The organism is Candidatus Aegiribacteria sp. (assembly GCA_021108435.1).
In the GTDB taxonomy this organism is placed as follows: domain Bacteria; phylum Fermentibacterota; class Fermentibacteria; order Fermentibacterales; family JCC-6; genus Aegiribacteria.
Window position 1 is genome coordinate 1 of sequence record JAIOQY010000094.1, and the last position, 19946, is coordinate 19946.

At 45.0% G+C, this 19946-nt stretch carries 16 protein-coding genes; 3 read left to right on the forward strand and 13 right to left on the reverse strand.

What is annotated here, in order from left to right:
* Positions 1-10 precede the first annotated feature (10 nt).
* The 13 genes from K8R76_05735 to K8R76_05795 all read right to left on the reverse strand — a co-directional run bounded on the left by K8R76_05735 (position 11) and on the right by K8R76_05795 (position 17727).
* Positions 11-1291, reverse strand: a complete 1281-nt coding sequence (locus K8R76_05735) for a sigma-54 dependent transcriptional regulator (protein ID MCD4847672.1) — start codon at positions 1289-1291, stop codon at positions 11-13.
* Positions 1278-2969 carry a HAMP domain-containing histidine kinase gene (locus tag K8R76_05740; GenBank protein MCD4847673.1) on the reverse strand — a complete coding sequence of 564 codons (1692 nt, stop codon included), beginning with the start codon at positions 2967-2969 and terminating at the stop codon, positions 1278-1280. The genes K8R76_05735 and K8R76_05740 overlap by 14 nt, the downstream gene beginning before the upstream one ends.
* A gap of 80 nt (positions 2970-3049) precedes the next feature.
* Positions 3050-5080, reverse strand: coding sequence for a hypothetical protein (locus K8R76_05745; GenBank protein MCD4847674.1), 2031 nt, complete (start codon positions 5078-5080; stop codon positions 3050-3052).
* Between the two features lie 29 nt (positions 5081-5109).
* On the reverse strand, positions 5110-5898 hold the full coding sequence (locus tag K8R76_05750; protein ID MCD4847675.1) for a hypothetical protein: 789 nt from the start codon (positions 5896-5898) through the stop codon (positions 5110-5112).
* Positions 5879-7126 (reverse strand): glycosyltransferase family 2 protein, encoded by a 1248-nt coding sequence (locus K8R76_05755; GenBank protein MCD4847676.1) that lies wholly within the window; start codon positions 7124-7126, stop codon positions 5879-5881. Before K8R76_05755 ends, K8R76_05750 begins: the two co-directional genes overlap by 20 nt.
* On the reverse strand, positions 7123-8367 hold the full coding sequence (locus tag K8R76_05760) for a glycosyltransferase family 4 protein (protein MCD4847677.1): 1245 nt from the start codon (positions 8365-8367) through the stop codon (positions 7123-7125). The genes K8R76_05755 and K8R76_05760 overlap by 4 nt, the downstream gene beginning before the upstream one ends.
* Positions 8364-9488: a glycosyltransferase family 4 protein gene (locus tag K8R76_05765; protein ID MCD4847678.1), complete on the reverse strand. Its 1125-nt coding sequence runs from the start codon at positions 9486-9488 to the stop codon at positions 8364-8366. Before K8R76_05765 ends, K8R76_05760 begins: the two co-directional genes overlap by 4 nt.
* Complete coding sequence (locus K8R76_05770) at positions 9478-10944, reverse strand: glycosyltransferase (protein MCD4847679.1); 1467 nt, start codon at positions 10942-10944, stop codon at positions 9478-9480. The genes K8R76_05765 and K8R76_05770 overlap by 11 nt, the downstream gene beginning before the upstream one ends.
* Entirely contained in the window at positions 10937-11656 is a 720-nt protein-coding gene (locus K8R76_05775) for a glycosyltransferase family 2 protein (protein ID MCD4847680.1), read from the reverse strand. The genes K8R76_05770 and K8R76_05775 overlap by 8 nt, the downstream gene beginning before the upstream one ends.
* A 295-nt stretch (positions 11657-11951) precedes the next feature.
* Positions 11952-12248, reverse strand: a complete 297-nt coding sequence (locus K8R76_05780; GenBank protein MCD4847681.1) for a hypothetical protein — start codon at positions 12246-12248, stop codon at positions 11952-11954.
* A gap of 91 nt (positions 12249-12339) precedes the next feature.
* Entirely contained in the window at positions 12340-14955 is a 2616-nt protein-coding gene (gene mutS / locus K8R76_05785) for a DNA mismatch repair protein MutS (GenBank protein MCD4847682.1), read from the reverse strand.
* Positions 14892-15833, reverse strand: coding sequence for a glycosyltransferase family 9 protein (locus K8R76_05790; protein MCD4847683.1), 942 nt, complete (start codon positions 15831-15833; stop codon positions 14892-14894). Before K8R76_05790 ends, mutS begins: the two co-directional genes overlap by 64 nt.
* A complete protein-coding gene (locus K8R76_05795; GenBank protein MCD4847684.1) occupies positions 15826-17727 on the reverse strand; it encodes an ATP-binding cassette domain-containing protein in 1902 nt (633 codons plus the stop codon). The genes K8R76_05790 and K8R76_05795 overlap by 8 nt, the downstream gene beginning before the upstream one ends.
* A 121-nt stretch (positions 17728-17848) precedes the next feature.
* Here K8R76_05795 and K8R76_05800 point away from each other — a divergent pair, with 121 nt between their 5' ends.
* The 3 genes from K8R76_05800 (at position 17849) to K8R76_05810 (ending at position 19946) form a co-directional block, all read left to right on the forward strand.
* Entirely contained in the window at positions 17849-18442 is a 594-nt protein-coding gene (locus tag K8R76_05800; protein ID MCD4847685.1) for a sigma-70 family RNA polymerase sigma factor, read from the forward strand.
* Complete coding sequence (locus tag K8R76_05805; protein MCD4847686.1) at positions 18439-18909, forward strand: zf-HC2 domain-containing protein; 471 nt, start codon at positions 18439-18441, stop codon at positions 18907-18909. The genes K8R76_05800 and K8R76_05805 overlap by 4 nt, the downstream gene beginning before the upstream one ends.
* Before the next feature lie 239 nt (positions 18910-19148).
* Positions 19149-19946, forward strand: a complete 798-nt coding sequence (locus K8R76_05810) for a hypothetical protein (GenBank protein MCD4847687.1) — start codon at positions 19149-19151, stop codon at positions 19944-19946.

Sequence of the window (19946 nt, forward strand, 5' to 3'; positions counted from 1 at the left end):
CCCGGCCCCTTCAAAGATCCAGTTCCTTCAGGCGGGATAGAAGTGTTCTGTAGCTGACTCTCAGGATTTCCGCAGCATCTTTTCTGTTTCCACCGGTTTCTATGAGAGCTTTCTTTATCAGTTCCTTTTCCCTTAATTTCGCTGCCTTCGCGGATTCCTCCAGAAGCCCCTCCTCCAGTACTGTATCATCTATCTCAAGAATATCAGCATCGATTATACTCTCTTCAGCCAGTGCTGCCGCGCGGAGGATAATGCTTCTGAGTTGACGGATATTTCCAGGCCACATGAATCCTTTGAGTTTTGTTATTGCCTCAGGTGAAACAATCACTTCTTTGTATCCTGAAAGATCAAGAAAATATCTTATCAGTTCAGGTATATCTTCGATTCTTTCATTCAGAGGAGAAAGAGTCACCGGGAACTCTGCAATTCTGAAGAAGAGATCTTTTCTGAATGTACCCGCATCAGCCTCACTCTTAAGATCTCTATTGCTTGCGGATATTACTCGGGCGTTTGTTCTGAGAATCTCTGAACCACCGACTCGAGTATACTCTCTTTCCTGAAGAACTCTCAGGAGCTTCCCCTGAAGTACGGGATTAAGATCACCCACTTCATCAAGAAATATTGTACCGCCCTGTGCAAGCTCAAATCTACCTGGTCTCGTCCTGTCAGCGCCCGTGTAAGCACCCTTTTCAGCACCGAACAGCTCACTTTCGATAAGATCCCCGGGGATTGCAGCACAGTTAACCGGTACGAAAGGGCCATCTGAAAATGAGCTTTCATCATGTATAATCCTTGCCAGCAGTTCCTTACCGGTACCACTATCCCCAAGCACAAGTATGGAAAGATCAGTCTGAGCACCCTTTCTGGCTCTTTCTATTGTTGAAAGAAGTCCTTTTGACGACCCAATCAGTGATGTTCCTGATGCATGCACATATCTTCTCAGAAGCGACAGCAGATCATCCAAATCAAAGGGTTTTGTAATGAAATCCCGCGCTCCCTCCTTCATAGCTTCAACAGCAAGATCTACTGTTCCAAAAGCAGTCATAAGAATTACCGGCACCCAGTGACAGCATTCCCTTGACTTCCGAAGTATATCCATACCATCAATTTTACCCGGCAGACAGATATCACTGAGTAGAATATCGAAGTTTCTTTTCTCAATGCTTTTCAGTGCTTCACTTCCAGAAGATACTGCGCAGACATTCCATCCATCCTCTTCAAGAGCGGTAGTCAGCATATTTCGCATGGCTCGTTTATCTTCCACAAGGAGAATGCTTTCAGTATGCATCATTATCCTTCCTCCTGGATACCGGAAGAAGAATCATAAACACTGTTCCTCTGTTTTCCATGTTTGCACCACTCAACTCACCACCCATGGATCGGATAATCCTTCTGCTTATCGACAGACCCAGACCCATATTCCCTCCGCTTCTGTTCTTTGTAGTTCTGAATGGCCTGAATATCTCCTCCGGTTCAAGTGTCAGGCCAGGTCCCGTATCTGTTACAGAAATGGTGATGCTATCATCTGAAGCTTTTACAATAATCTCAAGTGTTGTCTCTGAATCCGCCTCTAATGCGTTTCTCACAAGATTCCTTACGCATATGGCGAGGAGTTTCCTGTCAGCATTAAGCGAGAATTCCTTATCTGTCATTGAAATCGAATACTTGATCTTATATTCTTCACACGAACGAGTACAGATTGAAAGTACGTCATCTCTTCGCAGTTGTGAGGTTACCGGCTCGGGTGATTTTGCGAAGGAACCAAATGAATCAATCAACTCCTGCGCCGAATTCATCTCTCTTCTAACTTCACTGAGTATCTTTAGTGTTCTCTCATCGGAATGACCTCTTGTGAGAAGATCAAAGTATCCTGAAAGAGCACAGAGTGTATTACCCATCTCATGTGAAATCCCAGCGGACGCAGCACCAATATCCGCCATTGCCGCCTGATCAGCGATATTTCGTTCGAGTTCGCTTATTCTTGTGACATCGGTTACAAGAATTGTTATCTCATCTGCTTGTGATCTGGATATCGAAACACCATACATTTTTGCGGGATGCATAAAGGATTCCTGAATCTGAAATTCCGCAGTTCTTTCCCCTGATTCACCAAGTTCATCCAGCACTGTCTTCAAAGCTCGTCCTGCGACCGTTCGATTCCAGGGAAATTCAGAATGGAGGTTATTATCGTTCAAGTTAAAGAGATCGCCTGACTGCCTGTTGAAAAGTGAAAGCTCTCCTATTCCGTCAAGGGCAAGAACAGCTGAACCAAGGACAGAAAGAATCGCGGTCGAACGCTTCTCAATGATATCAGCCCTCTCCTCAGCCACTCTTCTGAGTTCATTCAGCTGCTTGTCTTTATTATGCAGCAGTTCCATAAGACGATGAAATGAAGCTCCGGCTGCTTCAGCACTGCTTCCGCCGCCAGAACTGAATTTGTCAGCTTCCACCAGTATTTCGCGTAGAGGTGTGATAACAGCTTTAGTTAGATAACGAGGCGTAATAACAGCCAGTACTGAAAGAGCCAGAGTAAGCACTGCGAAGCCAATTAGAAGAGTCCTATATATAAAGGCATACCGGGATTGTGGCGGTTTAACTCCCATGAATAATCCACTGTCCTGCATTTCCGAAAAATACCACTCATCCGTTTCAACCGGTTTCGGAATCTCATCACCTGACAGCCCTGCGCCAGTTATCAGATTCCCGGAAATATCAACAACCGCAAAAGCTTCCAGTCTTCCACTCCATATAAGCGGAGAAACGGTTTCTTCAAAAGTATCGATGTTATTGATGGATTCAAATGAATTCGCCAGAACAAACGCTGTTACAGTCGCCATATGATCTGTTTCAGCGGACATATCAATCTGTACAAGAAAGACGATGATAAACGACACGGCAGCAGCAGCAGCAGCTGCACCGATAGCAAGCCCTGTCAGAAGTTCAACTCCCACAACAAATTTCCTGGCCAACAAAACTCCTTCAGTATATCTGTATCCTCATCAGGAATACTCTGTAGAACTATATCTCTAACCGCAAGTATCAGAGTTCATTATTTGAACTCAACCCTGTCAAGATAGATACCGTGCATATCACCATATTCATGTACGACATTCAGAGGAGATATTCGCACAACCTCTGCATTATCATCCACTGGAATGATGAATTCCTTTTGTATTTCTTCAAGGTTCTCAGGTCTTCGATCGAGTTGATCATCCCTGAAAATAACCAACCATTCCGGTTTTTCAAGCACTTCGGATGAAATGTATATCGAATCATGGAAATCACCACACGAAAGCTCTATTCCGGGAATCGGTCCTGATTGAAGTGACCTGAACGATATTTCCAGTCTTACACTGTCGCCGCAGTCAGATGGCAGCGGAAGAAAAACCGCATCTTCAGAAGATGACATATAAAGCATCTTTTCTCTTGAGAAGATCCAGAATATTCTGGATTCAGAATAATTCGTCTCAGGATATATTGAACAGTAACTTCTATATTCGGATGGAATATCCTCAGCCTCCCAGGCAGTTCTCTTCTGACCGGCAATACACCCCAGAATAAAAACGATTGCAATCATCACATGACCTGTGAACCTGTTTCTTTTTGCAATCATCCATATAAGCATACCTGCTATAACAAGCCAGCTTAGTAATACAGGCATATTGAGTCTTACAAGACTGGGAATCCATTCGGTGATACTGCTGTACTGTCCGCAGATCAGATTGAAAAGAGTATCTGTACCATCAGCATGATTAAATCTGAGTACTGGATATGCAAAGTATATCGCTGATATTCCAAGGGATACCCACACAAGGAGTCTTACACTCCTGTCCTTCAGCATACAGCCCAGAGAAGCCAGGAATACCGGCATTATCGGGAGCAGCATCCTCCCGGAGGGAGCAGGCATGCCTGCCCATGAGTGAATTAACCAGATCATGAGGAAAAGGAAGTAGATGACTGCAGGAAGACCAAGCCACAGAAACAGGTCAGGATGTTTCTTTCTCAGAAGCGGGAGTCCGGCAAGTCCTGCAAGAATCCAGGGTGCTTTCCAGATTAATCCCGATTCAGAGTCCACAAGAGATGATCCTGCTGCCAGAAGAACTTCCGGGAACCTGAATACTGGATTAATGATAACGGTTTTCAGGAATGAAATATTTCCGTATCTCACCCAGAATATGCGACCATCCAGTATAATCAGATCTGCAAGTAGACCAAAAATAACAATACCCGCCAGCGCTACGGGAAACAATATCTTCCTTTTCCCTTCACTACTGATAATCAGAGCAATAAGCAGGCCTGCTGATATACCGGCAAACCTGATCTTTATTAAAACAAGAATAAAGGCAACACATAAAACCCAGAATGTGCGTCGTGGGGAATCTGACATACGAACACCGAGCAGGAAGAAAAGCAAAGCAGCCCATCCGGGAAACACCAGCCCCAGAGTTGCACTTCCTGGAATCAGAAGAAAACCAAGTATGGAAACGTATTTCCAGTTATTCAATCCGCTCTTCCTGTAGATCCCGGATAGAATCATAACCGCAATAAGCGCAAAGAGCAGGTTCATACCCCTGACTCCCGCTATAGAAAAGGGATATCCCGGAATCATCATCAGCGGATAGAACATCTGATGATGCGGGATGTTCTCGGATGGATCTCCCTGTTGATGACGCATATTCCCGAAATACCCGGCTCCCGGTGAGACGAAATCCTCTGTTATTGTTACATAATGTGGTTCATCACCTCCGAAAGGCACCAGGACTATGAGTGGAATCAAAGGAACCATTGCGCGAAGAATACCTGCCTTTTTCCTGGATACTGCAATCAATCCTGGAAACACACCCATTACTCCGAATGAAACAGCCAGAACTTCGACTGTGGTGCTTACAGCCCACAGCAGAGAAAGCACCAGGAATATGGTGAGAAGCAGAGAGGATAATCTGGAGGCTCTCCCCTTTCCAAAAATCAAACCGGTGATAAGCCATGAGAGAGGAATCAGCCTCCCAAGAGAACCAGGTGACGGCATACCAAGAAGACGCCAGACCGCAAATATTGATATTGCTGCCGCAATATGTAACATCGCTCCGGATCTCTCATCAAGAAGTGATTTTATTGTGATTGTGACACCGTCCAAGCTTCCTGAATCCATATTACCGGATGGTTGAATGGCTGCCATTTTCGAGTAAGCGTGATTACTGCGGGAAAAGCAGCCTCCCTGATTCTGAATACGTTATTTCCAGGCATTATCTGATGGGTTTGCTCCCCGATTTCGATTACTCCCAGCGCTGAAGAATCTCTCACCCCTCCAGCAGAAATTTCAATAAACATATCAGTATTATCCATGTTTTCTGCTTCGAGCAGCACAACTGGATGATTCAAATTCGCTGAAAGGGGATTCAGCCAGATGACGGTATCTTTAGAAAGAATCTCATCATTTACCAGTATTCTGTAAGTTGAAGCGCCGGGAAGACCGCAAATAAGAAGACCTGCGATAATTCCTCCTGCAATAGCAAGAAATCTCAACTTTTCATATCTGAAAAGTATAGCGGGAAAGCTTACAACGAAAAGGGGAAGTAATCCTGTTATAGAGCCTTCAATCAGAATAACAGAAAAAGAGGCAAAATACGCAACTCTTGGAATCAGTGAGTCTGAACCGGCAATTCCAAATAAAGAGCCTGTCAGGATCAATGCTGTTCCGGCGTTCGAATCCCCGATTATCATCGAGATTCCAGCTGCGATAAGTGAAATGAAGGTTACCCTGTTATGCTTATTAATCAGAGAGATGGCGATAAAAAGCAGAGCCCATGATATCGTGAATCCTGAAATCCCTCTTAGAAGAAACAGGAAGGCTGATGCAAGCCCCATTAGCAGCAATCTGTCAGGACGTATAATTGACATTATCTATTTCTATCCTCTGTTTCCTTCTGTCGGGAACAAGATACAGGTGAGTTATTCCTTCATCAATAACCGCTGTGAAACCAGTTCTTTCAGCAATACGCAGAAATTTGCGAGTAATGACACCATTTTGGGACCAGAGCGCAAGCGAACCTGAAATATTAGAGGAGGAAGCCATGAATATGAGAGAACCAGCTCCTGCAGGTACCTGCATGCATCCGAAACCGTTGTCAATTCGCCCGTCAAGCCACCCCGGACCGGAGATCACATCGTTCCCCATATAGCTGCGGTCATTATCAGCAGTGCGTTTAAACGGCATACGCAAAGGTCTCGGGGCGATTATGTCCTGTAGAACAGAATCAGGCAGTTCTATGTGTCTTACTGCAAGCTTCTCGGCCTTATGTACTGCAGGAATTCGCCAGAACCAGTGCTTCCGGTTAAGCATAAGGGATATTCTTGTTTTCCATTCCATATTCTTCCAGTGTTGAGGAAGATGACACTTTTCACCACCCAGATACTTCCTTGCGAGATATGCTGAAGATTCAAGTTCCCATTTTTCGGCAATTCCTCTGCTGCTGGAACCTCCCATAATGTGTTCAGCTTCAACAGACTGCGCAAGAAGAAATTTATAGCCTCTTTCTCTGAGTCTCAAACACAGATCGGTGTCTTCAAAATACATAAATATTCGTTCATCAAAACCGCCTGCTTCCTGAAGAGCTTCTTTTCTGAAAAGAGATACAGCAGCAGTTACAGCTGGAACTTCAATAATTTCACAGCGAGGAGATGGCTGAAAATGCATGAAATCATAATCATACCCTCTGGCGAATTCAGTCATGGAAGTTCCCGCGCTGAGCGTAACCAGAGGCCAGCCCCACAGCCTTATAAGCGGCTGTACGGCTGCTGCAGACTTATTCCTTTCAAGTATTTCAAGAAGAGCTTCAAGGGAGGAAACAGATATCCTGGCATCTGTATTAAGGAATAGAACAAAGGGAGTTTCACATATTTCAAGTGCTCTGTTGTTGCCGTACCCGAACCCCCCATTTTCCCGATTTTTCAGAACTGTAACCCATGGGAGTGTTTCTTTCAGAACTTCACAAGTTTTGTCCGTTGATGAGTTATCTGAAACCACAACATCACATATCGGTTTAAGTTCATTCAGTGTCTCGGCGAGTTTCGGCAGCAGTGCTGAGGAATTCCATGTAACGATAACAACCGTGATATTCTTATTCAATTTATTGACTTCTCGGTACTGCATTCGGCCATTCTTCTATAAAATCGGTCTGTAACAGCATCCCATGTCCGAGTGGAAAATACCATCTTCCTTCCCCGATCACCCATTGAATCCCGCAAATGAGGATTCTTCAGAAGAAGATCAATCCGATTGGTCAGTGTCGCCACATCTCCCCATGAAACAAGGAAACCGTTCTGCCCATCCTCGATCATGTCCGGCATTCCGCCTGTCCAGCACCCGATAACCGGTTTTCCTGATGCCCATGCCTCCAATATTACAATTCCAAAACAGTCCAACCGCGATGGCAGAAGGACAATATCAGCCGCGGCTATCAGATCAATCCTTTTTTCCTTTTCTATATAACCCGTAATTACCAGATTTTCTCCGAATTCATCCATGAAATCGCTTCCAGAAGAAAGATAATCCTCGGTATCCTCAAGAATCGGACCAGCGAGAACAAGTGTGAATTTCATTCCTGTCTTCAATAGATTCCTGCATGCTTCAATGATATGATTTGTTCCACGATCTGTGCAGTGGGCGGTAAGGCTCAGCACGATGGGAGTTTTTACTCCAAGGCGTTCCAGAGCCGCTGCAGGATTGCTTCTGACAAATTCTTCCGGTTCTATTCCGCTTCCGGAAAAATGAATCCGTTCGGATGGTACACCTATTTCAGTGAAAAGTCCCTTTTCAAAATTGCTCTGGGCCACAACAAAATTGCTTTCAAGGAATATTCTCTTCTGGCATCCGCTAGAATAATGCAAAGCAGATACTCGTCTGAACTTTTCCCCTGCACTGGTATGTGGAACTACCGCAAGGCCGCCTCCTGTCTTCCTGCTATGATACCATCCTTCATAAAGCGTGAAGGGCATTGCATTTGCATGAATAAAATCAAATCCTCTGTCCTTCGAAAGCCATCTGTGAAGAGAAGGCAGAAAGGGGTTCGGATAGAAATAACGATCAGGGCCACAGGATGCAGTTCTTCTCAGTACAGCACGGAGGAGATTCTGAAATGGAGGATGTAAGACGGGAAAGCGGTTAATTTCAATTCCATTCCATACATCGGATTTCTTCTTTACATGATTACCGTTTCTTGAGACAAGCCAGGACATGTCCCATGCGTCAGTTGCGCAGATTACCGATTCATGTCCCCACCTTTTCCCTGCCAGAGCATGTTCAATTACATATCGTTCGGCACCACCATGATACGGCCATGTGCGATGAATAAGATGTAGTATTCTCATTCTTCGGCTATCTTTCTGTAGAATCCGCACAGTCTTCTTGCCACATCCCTCCAGGTTTCCCGTGGTGAAGCAACAGCCATTGAACGAAGCTCACCCATCTTCCCTGGATCTTTCAGCATAAGCAACGCCTGAATCCACTCTTCAGGATCATCAGGGTTTAACAGCATTCCTCGATTTCCGACCGTCTCCGTTAAAGCAGTCGCGTTGGCCGCGATTACCGGTGTATTACATGCCAGCGCCTCCATTGCCGGCAGTCCCAGCCCTTCGTACATACTTGGACAGAGTAATGCTCCTGCGCCACGGTATAGATCAAGCAGTATTCCGTCATCAATATTCTCGATTATTCTTACATTACTGTCATGTTCAATGCTTATATTGCCCCATGCACTTGATCCGACCATAACCAGCGGAAATCTGAGCCCTCTTTCTCTTGCTCTGTAATAGATATCAACAAGAAACGGAATATTCTTCCTTGGCACAAGATGTCCAACATGAAGAAGATATTCTCCAGTTTTCAGGTCCAGTTTTCTTAATGTATCAACTGAAGGTTCTCCGGGTGTAAAAACGTCATCAGCAGTTCCGCCTGCGACACATATACTCTCCGGATCAATATTGAAGAAAACAGATGCCTGTTTCGCTGTCCATTCAGAAATGGCAACCACACGGGAACCATTTCGAATCATCTGAGCCTCTCTCTCCATAAAGGCAACTGTTTCACCTGTATGCCATTCCGGATGCTCCAGAGCGGAAAGATCATATATTGTAACAACTGACCTGCTGTTCGCAGGATACTCGGGTTGAACGCCACTATGATGAAATATTGAACAGTTCTCAGCGATCTGTTTTATCCTTCTGCTTCTGGACAGCAATTCCCACTTCCTGCGGATTGGAATCCTTCTGAGAAATGGGATTTTCAGATAGAATGGTGTCTTCAGTTCGATGCAGCCAACAGGTGGTCCGGGAACTCCAGGATGCACAGCAGGCACATCAAGTACATTGAATTCAATTCCCTCCTCCTGAGCGACTTCCTCAAGAGCACCTGCAAGGGATAGAAGGTATCTCGAAACTCCTCCAATAGCGTGAGGAACGATACTCAGATCAAAAAGTACACTAACCCGCATATTCCACACACTCCCTGTCATATTTCCAGAGAACACAGAATACCCTTCCCTCACCTGTGAAGCTTAAATCCTTCCCTTTTACTGACATGACTCCTGGTTCGATTGGCAATTCAGTACCGTTAACACTACCCGTTCCACAGACCGTTATTTCCGCTTCAGTCGAATTCGGTGGCCCTTCTATCAGAACATCTCCCGAATACTTCCACGATACTGCTTCTGTGGATATATCCATAGTGAATCCCGGTGGTGTTTCATGCCATGCCGCTGAAAGTGAATAACTGTTTGATTCCAGAACCAGATCATCTGATCCTGATTCAGATGCCATTCTGATAATTCTTTTCCAGTCTCTTCTCAATCTTTCAATTGAACCTGTGTCCTCCGCGTATGAGATGCAATTTGCAGACATTGATTTTCTTAAATCCGATCTGTTATGAAGATAGCTCAGAGATCGTACAATACCCTGAACCATACTATCACATGGTACTCGTAATACCGCATCGGAAGGTATGTTAAGAAACGTTCCGGTCGCTGATACAATACATGGTACTCCTGCTCTCATTGCTTCAAGCAGGCTTCCGGATGTTTCTCCACAGGCTGGATACCTCATATCAACCGCATAGTCCAGTGTCCTTATCCATCCCTGGTATTCACTGTCAGGTAATCTTCCGCAATTGATTACCCATTCCGGATTATCTTCAGGATACCCTCCTCCAATAAGAATGAGCCCCGCCTCAGGTGTTTCTTTTCTGAAAAGTTCCACAGCCTCCAGAATCTCAGAATAATTCCTTCCCGGATGGTTAGAACCAAGTATTCCTATGCAGATATCAAATGGTTTCTCAGGCACGTCAATTTCGGGAAGTGAACTCAAAGGATGGCCTATAGTACATGTCCTTCCTGGACGAAATACGTCTTTTAGTACTGTTTCGGCATATGAAGAAAGGCATATTGCGGAACTGGAAGCATGAAGAGCCCTTCCTATAAGAGGATACCTCTTAAGAAGGATATCATATTCCTTTAAAGATGATGGCTTCCTGAACAGCTCCTTTTCAATGCTTTCAGCATTCGGTCCATAGCAGAATCTGAGTTCCCTTCTGTACTCCTCCAGCTGATTGCTCTCAAGATAGCAGAATCGAAGCATATGATGCAGTACTATTTCATGAAAGAGCCCTGTTCCTCCATATCTGTAGAGAGCCTGAACAACAGGAAAACAGTGTATGGAGTTGCCAAGCTGGAATATTCTTATCTCAGGAATTACATTCATATCGGAAATCTGATCTATCCTTATACTTCGAATGCCAGATGTAAGTGTACCAGGGTCTCCCCCTTCGGGATAAGCAACTGTCCAGTTCACGAAGTCCAGGGAATTCTGAAGCACTCTCATCGCGTATGTGGCCAGCCCTGTCGCTACAGGTGGAATTGGAGTAACGAGAAGGACATCTTTTCGCTCCTCAGACATCTCCCCTCCAAATCCTCATTCTCAGTCTCAGAAGCTGCGCGAACATCTCAGTAATCGCGGATACTTTTACCCATGTGAATATTCCGTTTCTGACCGTCTCAAAGGATACCTGACCTGCTCTTCTTGGATAATGAGATACCGGAATCTGAACCACTGAAAATCCCTTTTTCTCGGCAAGAAGAAGGATCTCAAAATCTATTACTCCGGATGTTGATTCGGGTTTGATAACTTCAAATATGCTTTTTCTGTAAAGTTTAAAGGACGCGTCAGTATCCTTGAATCCGCCGGCAAATAGAACAGATGTTACAGCTCCGTAAGCAATTGAATATAGAAGACGCATCCATGGGTCTTTTCTCCTGTGTCTGTAAGCTGAAACAATATCGGCTATGTCCTTCATTTCCAGTACTTTATCGAGTTCATTCAGATCGAACTGACCATCGCAGTCAGTATAGAATACCCATGGCATTCGTGAATGAGTGATTCCTGTACGAATTGCGCTTCCAAATCCGAGATTGCGGCCATGTCTGATAACTCTGATTCTTGAATCTTCCAGCGAGATATTCTCTGCGATAGCAGCGGTCCGGTCAGTCGATCCGTCATCAACCAGAATAATTTCCCAACTCTCGCAAAGCTCCTCTAGAACTTCCTTCGCCGATTCAATCATGAATCTTACATTTTCTTCTTCATTAAAAGCGGGAAAGAAAACGGTCAATCCTTCCGAATTCATTCTACTATTTGTAATCAATAACCCCCTACCTGATCTCAAATGATAACACTCAAGCTGAAAAATATGCCAATACGGCAATGAAGTCTACCGAGGTGCATGTACGAAGGGAAGGGAAAGGATAAATATATATACTATCAGGCGATTTAATCGGATGGATGTGTAATGACTGGAAGAGTTTTGATACTGTTATTCTCAGTATCACTGTTATTAACCGGTTCATCGACTGCGTTACGCTCAAGCATCCGTCCTCGATGCTTCATTGAAGGACAAGCTACCTTGTTCAGGCTGTCGAGCTGAATTCCTGCTGAGCTTCTCTTCCGCATAGGATCACGCATCCGCTTCCGCCCGCATCAGCAACCCACTGAAGAGTGAACCGAATGGCTGAGTTTTCATCATTTGAATGATTGATGACCCATGTTCCGTTCTTCCCGGCGTAATCTACCGGAACTGATTCTCTTGGAAACACGAGTATTGAAAACCTGTTTCCCTTTGTGCCGAACACACTTAATGCATTAACATCAGTAGAGTTATCAGACGATAGTTCCCAGCTTCCGTTTCCGGAATCAAATGGTTGCATTTGTAACCTCCGTTTCAATACAGAGATACTATACAAACATTTCAATGAGATGTAAACACCTGTTCACATATTAAATAGTGACAGGCATTATTTAATTCAGTCTGTCTCTAAGTTCGTAGAGAATTTCAAGCGCCCTGAGCGGTGTGAGGGAATCCGGATCGATCTTCTTCAGTTCTTCTATCATCGGATCTTCCACCTCCGGCTCATTCAACTTCAGTTCCAGCTGATCCTCTGAATATCCACCGGGCATGAGGTGACGTCCCGCTTCCAGATCTGAAAGAACTTTTCGCGCTCTTCTAACTACTTTTGAAGGAACTCCAGCCATTGACGCTACATGTATACCGTAAGATTCGTCGGTGCTTCCATCCTCCACACTGTAGAGAAACACAACTTTCCCGCCCGTATCTTTTACCTTTACATTTACATTGGCTACAGCAGAAAGATAATTGGCAAGAACCGTCAGTTCATGGTAGTGTGTGGCGAAGAGAACCATAGGCCTGTGAATACTGCTGTCATGCAGGTATTCAATCATCGACCAGGCAAGCGAAAGGCCATCATAAGTGCTTGTACCTCTGCCGATCTCATCGAGTATAGCCAGGCTGTCAGGTGTGCTTGAATTAAGAAGAGCCGCAGCTTCAGCCATTTCCACAAGGAAAGTGGACTGTCCTCTCGTAATTCTGTCAGCAGAGCCTATCCTTGTGAATATTCTATCGATCGGAGAGAAAGCCATCGATTCAGCAGGTACGAAAGAACCGGACTGAGCAAGAACTATGAGCAGAGCGACCTGCCTCAGATAAGTCGATTTACCCGCCATATTCGGTCCTGTTACCAGCAGAATCCGTCTAGTCCGGTCAAGTTCAATGTTGTTCGGAACACATTCACCCTGAGGAAGAAGAACATCAAGAACAGGATGTCTGCCTTTACTGATTAAAATCCCGGGAGATTTCAGTATTTTCGGTCTGACATATCCTCTTTTTGAAGCTAGTACACTGAGGGACGTCAGAACATCAAGCCAGGCAAGCATTCTGCCGGCATTTCTGATTTCGTCTATTTTCTTAGCTACTTCTTTCCTGAGATCACTGAACAAAGCACTCTCAAGTTTTTCAATCTCATCACCGGCTCTGAATATCCTTGATTCAACTTCTTTGAGATCAGGAGTTATGAAACGTTCAGCGTTAACAAGAGTCTGTTTCCTTATATAATGCTCGGGCACTTTTGAAAGATGGCTGTTCGAAACCTCTATATAGTATCCGAAAACCTTGTTGCACCCTATTGACAGATTCGGTATACCGGTTGATTCCTTCTCCTTCTCGATCCTGGATTCTATCCAGTTATGGCCTCCTTCATTAATATTTCTGTATTCATCCAGTTCCTCGGACACCCCTTCGCGAATTACGCCTCCATCCGATAATCTTACGGGAGGATTCTCTGTCAGAATTGACTCTATAAGCTTGTGCAAGTCTTCAAGAACATCAGTTGAAGCCATCTCGGAAAGCAGTGACGGTTCAGCGTCTTTCAGTATCCTGACTATTTCAGGAAGCAGCGTAAGGGTGTCCGCAACAGCCCTGATGTCTCTTGGTGATGATCTGAGGGTTCCAAGTTTTCCAGCCTGACGTTTAAGATCCGCTGTATCATCAAGAATATCCAGTAAAATCGAAAGAACGGATGGAGATTCAATGAACCACTCCACTGAATCATGTCTCTTCCGTATTTCGAAGCTGTCTCTCAGAGGTGACAGGAGCCATTTTCTCCACTCTCTGCTTCCCGCGGGTGTTCTGGTCTCATCCGTTATGTCAGAGAGGATTCCGGATTCTTCTCCTGGAGGAGCTTCCGTGATATTTAGTGAACGGGCACTGCCCCTGTCAATAATCAGGCTGTCATCCCGTCTGTACATTCCGGTGAAACTCAGGTGTGCCACATCCATTCTCTTCGTATCCCGGATATATGCCAGCAGTGCTCCAAGAGCTGATATGGCGGGACTGTTTATCCCAGGTCCCAGCCCTTCCAGAGCCGATATTTCAAGAATTGTCTCTATCTGCGATACAGCAGTGTCATTGTCGAACTTCCAGTTTTCAAGCCTGGTAATCTCACAATTTGACAATGGTTCAATCTTCTGATCATCTGACACAAGAAGCTCGGACGGGGCTTTTCTGGCTATTTCACCCGGCAGCAGCGCCGAATCCATTTCCGCTGCTTCGATCTCACCTGTTGAAATATCACAGAAAGCAAGTCCGCCTGTTCCTGAATCATTAAAAGCAGCCGAACCCAGAAGGATGGTTCTTCGTTCATCAAGTGCCGATCCACTAACCAGAGTTCCGGGTGTAATTACTTCAATTACATCCCTTTTCACAAGCCCCTTTGCCTGGGCGGGATCTTCAGTCTGCTCACACACGGCAACTCTATATCCCGCTTTAATAAGCTTTGAGAGGTATACATCCAGAGCATGCCATGGAAAACCGGCCAGAGGAATTCTCTCACCTTTTTCCTTTGTTTTGCCTCTGGATGTCAGTGTTATTCCAAGAACCTTTGATACAGTTCTTGCGTCTTCGTAAAATGTCTCATAGAAATCACCCATCCTGAAAAGAAGTATCTCATTCCTGTACTTTTTCTTGATCTCCATGAACTGCTGCATCATCGGTGTTCTCATGTTTGAAGCATCTCTATGGCCTTTGTGACCATCCGGTGTGGAACCAATCCTTTTCTGCACATCTCCGTTCCTGTCGGACAGGCTTTTCCGCCGTGCCTGTGACATGGTCTGCACTGCAGACCGCTGACCATATAGTTTCCGGAGTGCTCCTGTCTCCAGAAGCCAAGTTCCGGTGAAGTGGATGTAAAAACCACGAGAACGGGAACTCCAAGAGCCTTCGCAAGATGAGCAGGACCGGAATCGGGAGAGATCAGAAGATCCAGCGTTTCAATTCTTTCGATCAGACTGCCTGTTCCACCATCTCCGGCATATGCTCTAATACACTCTCTTCCTGCTGATGCTGATGCCTCGAGAGCTTCAGCTCTGTCTTTCTCATCACCCAGAAGAATCACTTCAGCATCGTACAGATCTACTAAAAGCCGTGATACTTCGGAGATAACACTGTCAGGTATTGATTTCAGTCGCCACCGGCCACCGACTACGATTCCAATCCTGAGGCAATCATCTGCAGAGACGTTTCTTCTTTCAAGAACAGGATCAACATCATCATTCAATCCCGCAGCTTCAAGAAACTCGCTGCTCCGTAAAGGCATAATATCGGAGCTTCCTCCGAGTATCTCATGCCTCAGTTTTCTGTTCATTCTGAATTTCCCCGAAACCCGCATGCCCTTTGTAGCCAACCTTGTGGTAAAATTGAACTGGAGATCAATCAGTATTTCGGGGGATATATTCCGCAGAATTCTCCGCAGCTCAAATGCTCCGGCATCCTGCGGGTAAGGAACAGCTTCAATACCGCCAGGCATTCTTTCAACAACAGGTGTATATAGCTCCGATGTTACGAATTTCACTTTTGAAGAAAGGGATAGATGCGTCGCAACAGGTTGAGTAAGCACAATATCACCAAGCGAATGAAGTCGAATCAGCACAGCTTCATTCATGGGAGAACTGCATATCATAGAGTCTTCTGTATTTCCCATTCTTCTCCAGCAATTCGCTGTGTGTACCTTCCTCCGCGATCATTCCATCCTCTATGTACAGCACTCGCGAAGCCTTCTGGATTGTGCTGAGCCTGTGCGCGATAACCAGAGCGGTTCTTCCTTCAATCAGGGCATCTATCGCTTTCTGCACAAGTCTTTCCGAATGAGTATCAAGAGCTGATGTGGCTTCATCAAATATCAGAATATCAGGATCTTTGAGTACAGCACGGGCAATAGCCAGTCTCTGTTTCTGTCCACCGGACAATCTGCTTCCTCTTTCAGATATGATCGTGTCAAATCCCTCCGGAAATTCTTCAATGAAATCCAGAGCATTCGCTACGGAAGCAGCCTTTTTTACCCTTGAAAGAAGTATACTCACCTCGCCGTATGCAATATTATTTCGAATAGAATCGTTGAAGAGCACGGTTTCCTGGGTAACTACGCCCAGACAGCTTCTGAGTGCTTCTATGTCAATGCTCCTCAAGTCGATTCCGTCAATCAGGATATCACCTGAATCCGGATCATAGAACCTTGGTATCATGTCTGCAATTGTACTCTTTCCTCCGCCACTTGGTCCGACCAGAGCTACGATATCTCCCTTCCTGAGAGTAAAGGAAAGATCTGTAAGAACCTGAATACCCGGTTCATAACTGAAACAGACATCTCTGAATTCAATTGAATGTTTAAATGAAGCGAAAGGTACGGGGTTTGAAGGTTGAATTATCGATGAAGATCTATCAAGAAGACTGAATACCCTCTCAGCGGATGCCAGGCCCGTCTGTATACGGCTGTTGGCTCTGCTGATTGTTTTAATCGGCTTCATCATTGAAAGAGCAGCAGCCAGAAACACAAGGAAACGTCCGGTTGTAAGAGATCCCCCCGAAAGAATTTCCTTTCCGCCATAGAACATCAGGAATCCGCTTGCAATTGCTCCCATAATCTCCGTTACCGGGCTTGCAAGTGCTCTCTCGCGTTGGAGAGAAGTCTCAGTTTTACGATGAATATTCAGTATACCGGCAAATTTGGATACTTCGAATTTCTCCATACAGAACGCCTTTACTACCCGTATTCCAAATATCGTTTCCTGCAGTATAGCTGAAAAATCCGCGAGTCTTTCCTGAGCAAAATGAGTTTTTCTTCTGAGCCTGCGACTTATTATCAGAATGAATAGCATTGCCGGTGGAAATACCATTAGAGTGAAAAGAGCAAGCCTCCATGAAGCCAGCAGCGCAAGCCCGAGGTATACCAGCAGAAGCAGTATCTCGCGTGGAATGCTCATAAGCATCTCTGTCATGGCCCAGTTCATATTGCCAACGTCTGATGTGAATCTTGCCATGATATCTCCGGATCTTGCAGTGCTGTAAAACCCCATATCAAGTTTTAGAAGATGAGAGTACAGTTTTTCTCTGATATCTCTCACCACTCCCTGTTCGGCTCTTGATAGAAAAAACACCTGCATGAATCCAAGAACATTTTTCAGCAGAACCATTAGAACCAGGCCCATTATTATTGCGATGAGAACCTGTTCCGGTTTTGCTTTTCTGAAACTCTCTCTCAAAGCTTCAATCACTTCACCGAATGAAGATGCGGTTCGATTCGGATTCAGTGAGATTATCGCAGATCCTAGATTGCTGAGAGCAGGAATTACATTCCGCTTCATTACCAGAGTAAGATCATCGTATTCTTCCAGATTGCCTTCTCTAGAAAATACATCGTCAAAGAGCGGTAGAATCAAACCCAGGGATGCACCGCTGAACAGCGCAAAGAACACCAGGCATAATATTGCGCCAGTCATCCATTTCCAGTATGGCCTGACGAATGAGAGTACTCTTAGAGCTGTGCTTTTCTTTTTCATGGTAGACACTATCTTCACAATATTGAGCGTTCAGGTCAAGGAACCACCCAGTGGAACAAACAGATCATAATGTGGTATAATAGCTGAAGACTGGAACGAATCGAGCTTTAAGGAGAGAGTTTTGACTGGAAGAATCATTACCGACAAACGCACAGCAAAGGATCCGCGATCTGACTCAATGCTTATGATCGACCTTTGCAATGGTGATGAAGACGCATTCTCAGAGGTTATAAGACGCTTTCAGGCGCCAATCTACTCACTGCTTATAAGAATGCTCGGAAATGAGGAAGACGCACAGGAACTCCTGCAACTTACCTTCTGCAGGGTTTACAGATACCGAGATAGATTCGATCCTGACAGAAAACTTGTAAACTGGATATTCACCATTGCCAGCAATCTGGCAAAAAAAGAATGGCGAAGAAGATCAAAATGGATCAATGTCCCTCTGGAATACGTCAACCTTGCAAGTCCAGGGAAAACAGCTCCCCATTACGATGCGGGAAGAGTCCAACTGAAAGCTTCGATTGAGGAAGCTGTCGACAGACTTCCTCATCATTATCGTGAGCCATTCATTCTAAGAGAAAAAGAGGAGATGTCTTACGAAGATATCGCTGAAATCCTTGGAATAAAACTCGGGACGGTTAAATCCAGAATAAACCGGGCAAGAGGTTACTTGAGAGAGTATCTCGAAGATGTATGGGAAGAATGGAAATGAACTGCTCAAGAGCTTTGAAGCTTATCAGTCTCGTAATTGACGGAGAGGCGACAGAACAGCAGAAAAGACTGCTTGATTTTCACCTGATGGGCTGTGACTCATGTAAAAAAGCCCTCCTCATGTCAAAAGATATCTCCAGTCAGACCCGTGATCTTCCAGAACCGGTTCCTCCTGAAAATCTCGAAGACATGGTTCGTGAAATGATCAATAGAACTCAGGATACGAGTAACTCCAGATTCAAATTTCGCAGGATATTCCTTGCTGCTCCGGCAGTTGCCGCTCTTTTAATCATCTCTATAACTCTTATACCAATATCAAATACTCCTGAGACTATGCTTGATATCGGAATGACCGATATGATACATTCTATATCTAAGAACGATCAGGTTCATATAACATCCAAATCAAGGATAAGAACAGCACCTCTTTCTGTCTATTCCAGGCAGGCAAGCCTGATTTCCTTCTAAGGAGCATGTCCGACAATGAAGCATCGGCATAAAACCCGCACAGCTGGCTATGATCTTCGCATATTGGCGTCAAATACATCCAGTATTCTCCTCAAATCTGCGAGCATTCTATCTCAGCTGCGAGACTTTTCTGCTCAATGCACATTATCGGACAAGCTCCAAGTGCAGTAATGATATTTCTTCTCCTCCTCTCATTAATTCTCAAAACAGAATCGAACGTTATAGAACAGGTTCGCGCAATGCATATCGGGAGTATGCCGGGAACAGTCGAGCTTTCCTCTGCAGTTTCAATATCCCCTTCTCACGCAGTCGCGCTTTGCATGTTCTACCCTGGCACACCGGTCGCCCTGGATATGGATACCGGGATGATATATCCTGATTCAATCGTCTTTTCCCCTGACCTTGGAATAGTCCTGCTTATTTTCAATGAAGAGATTTTTCAGGAATACCAGATTCCCTCAAACCATCTTCCCGGGATTGGCGAAACATTGCAGATAATAGGACAGGAATTGAGCGGTACATTCATTGTTGAGGGTACGATAGTGGAACAGTATCCGGATGGAGCTGTCCTTCTCGCTTCTGAGCTTAGGGAGGGACTGATGGGAGCTGCCGCTTATGACGACAACGGCAGGTTTGTAGGTATCATTACAGGTACAATACAACCTGAATTCCAGTTCCCTGAAAATACCGATCGGGACTATCTTGTCCTTTATCCAAGTCAGATCTGGTACATGTGGGCACAGCTGGCCGTACAATCAGAAGAACACAGCAGTACGCCTTTCGGCGTTGTAGCACTATCGAGCATTTCACTCAGCCGGAACAGATCGTCAGGAATTCAGCTTGTCTCCGTGACAGGAAACAGTATTGCATGGAATGCCGGTCTGAGACCGGGGGATCTGATTACACATATTAACGACATTCCTGTCTACCATCCGGAAACTCTCAGGGGTTTGCTGATTCTGTCGGAAGATACTCTTGAAGCCAGGATACTGACTAAAAATCATGAAAGATTCGTACTGATCCCTCCATGTAACTAG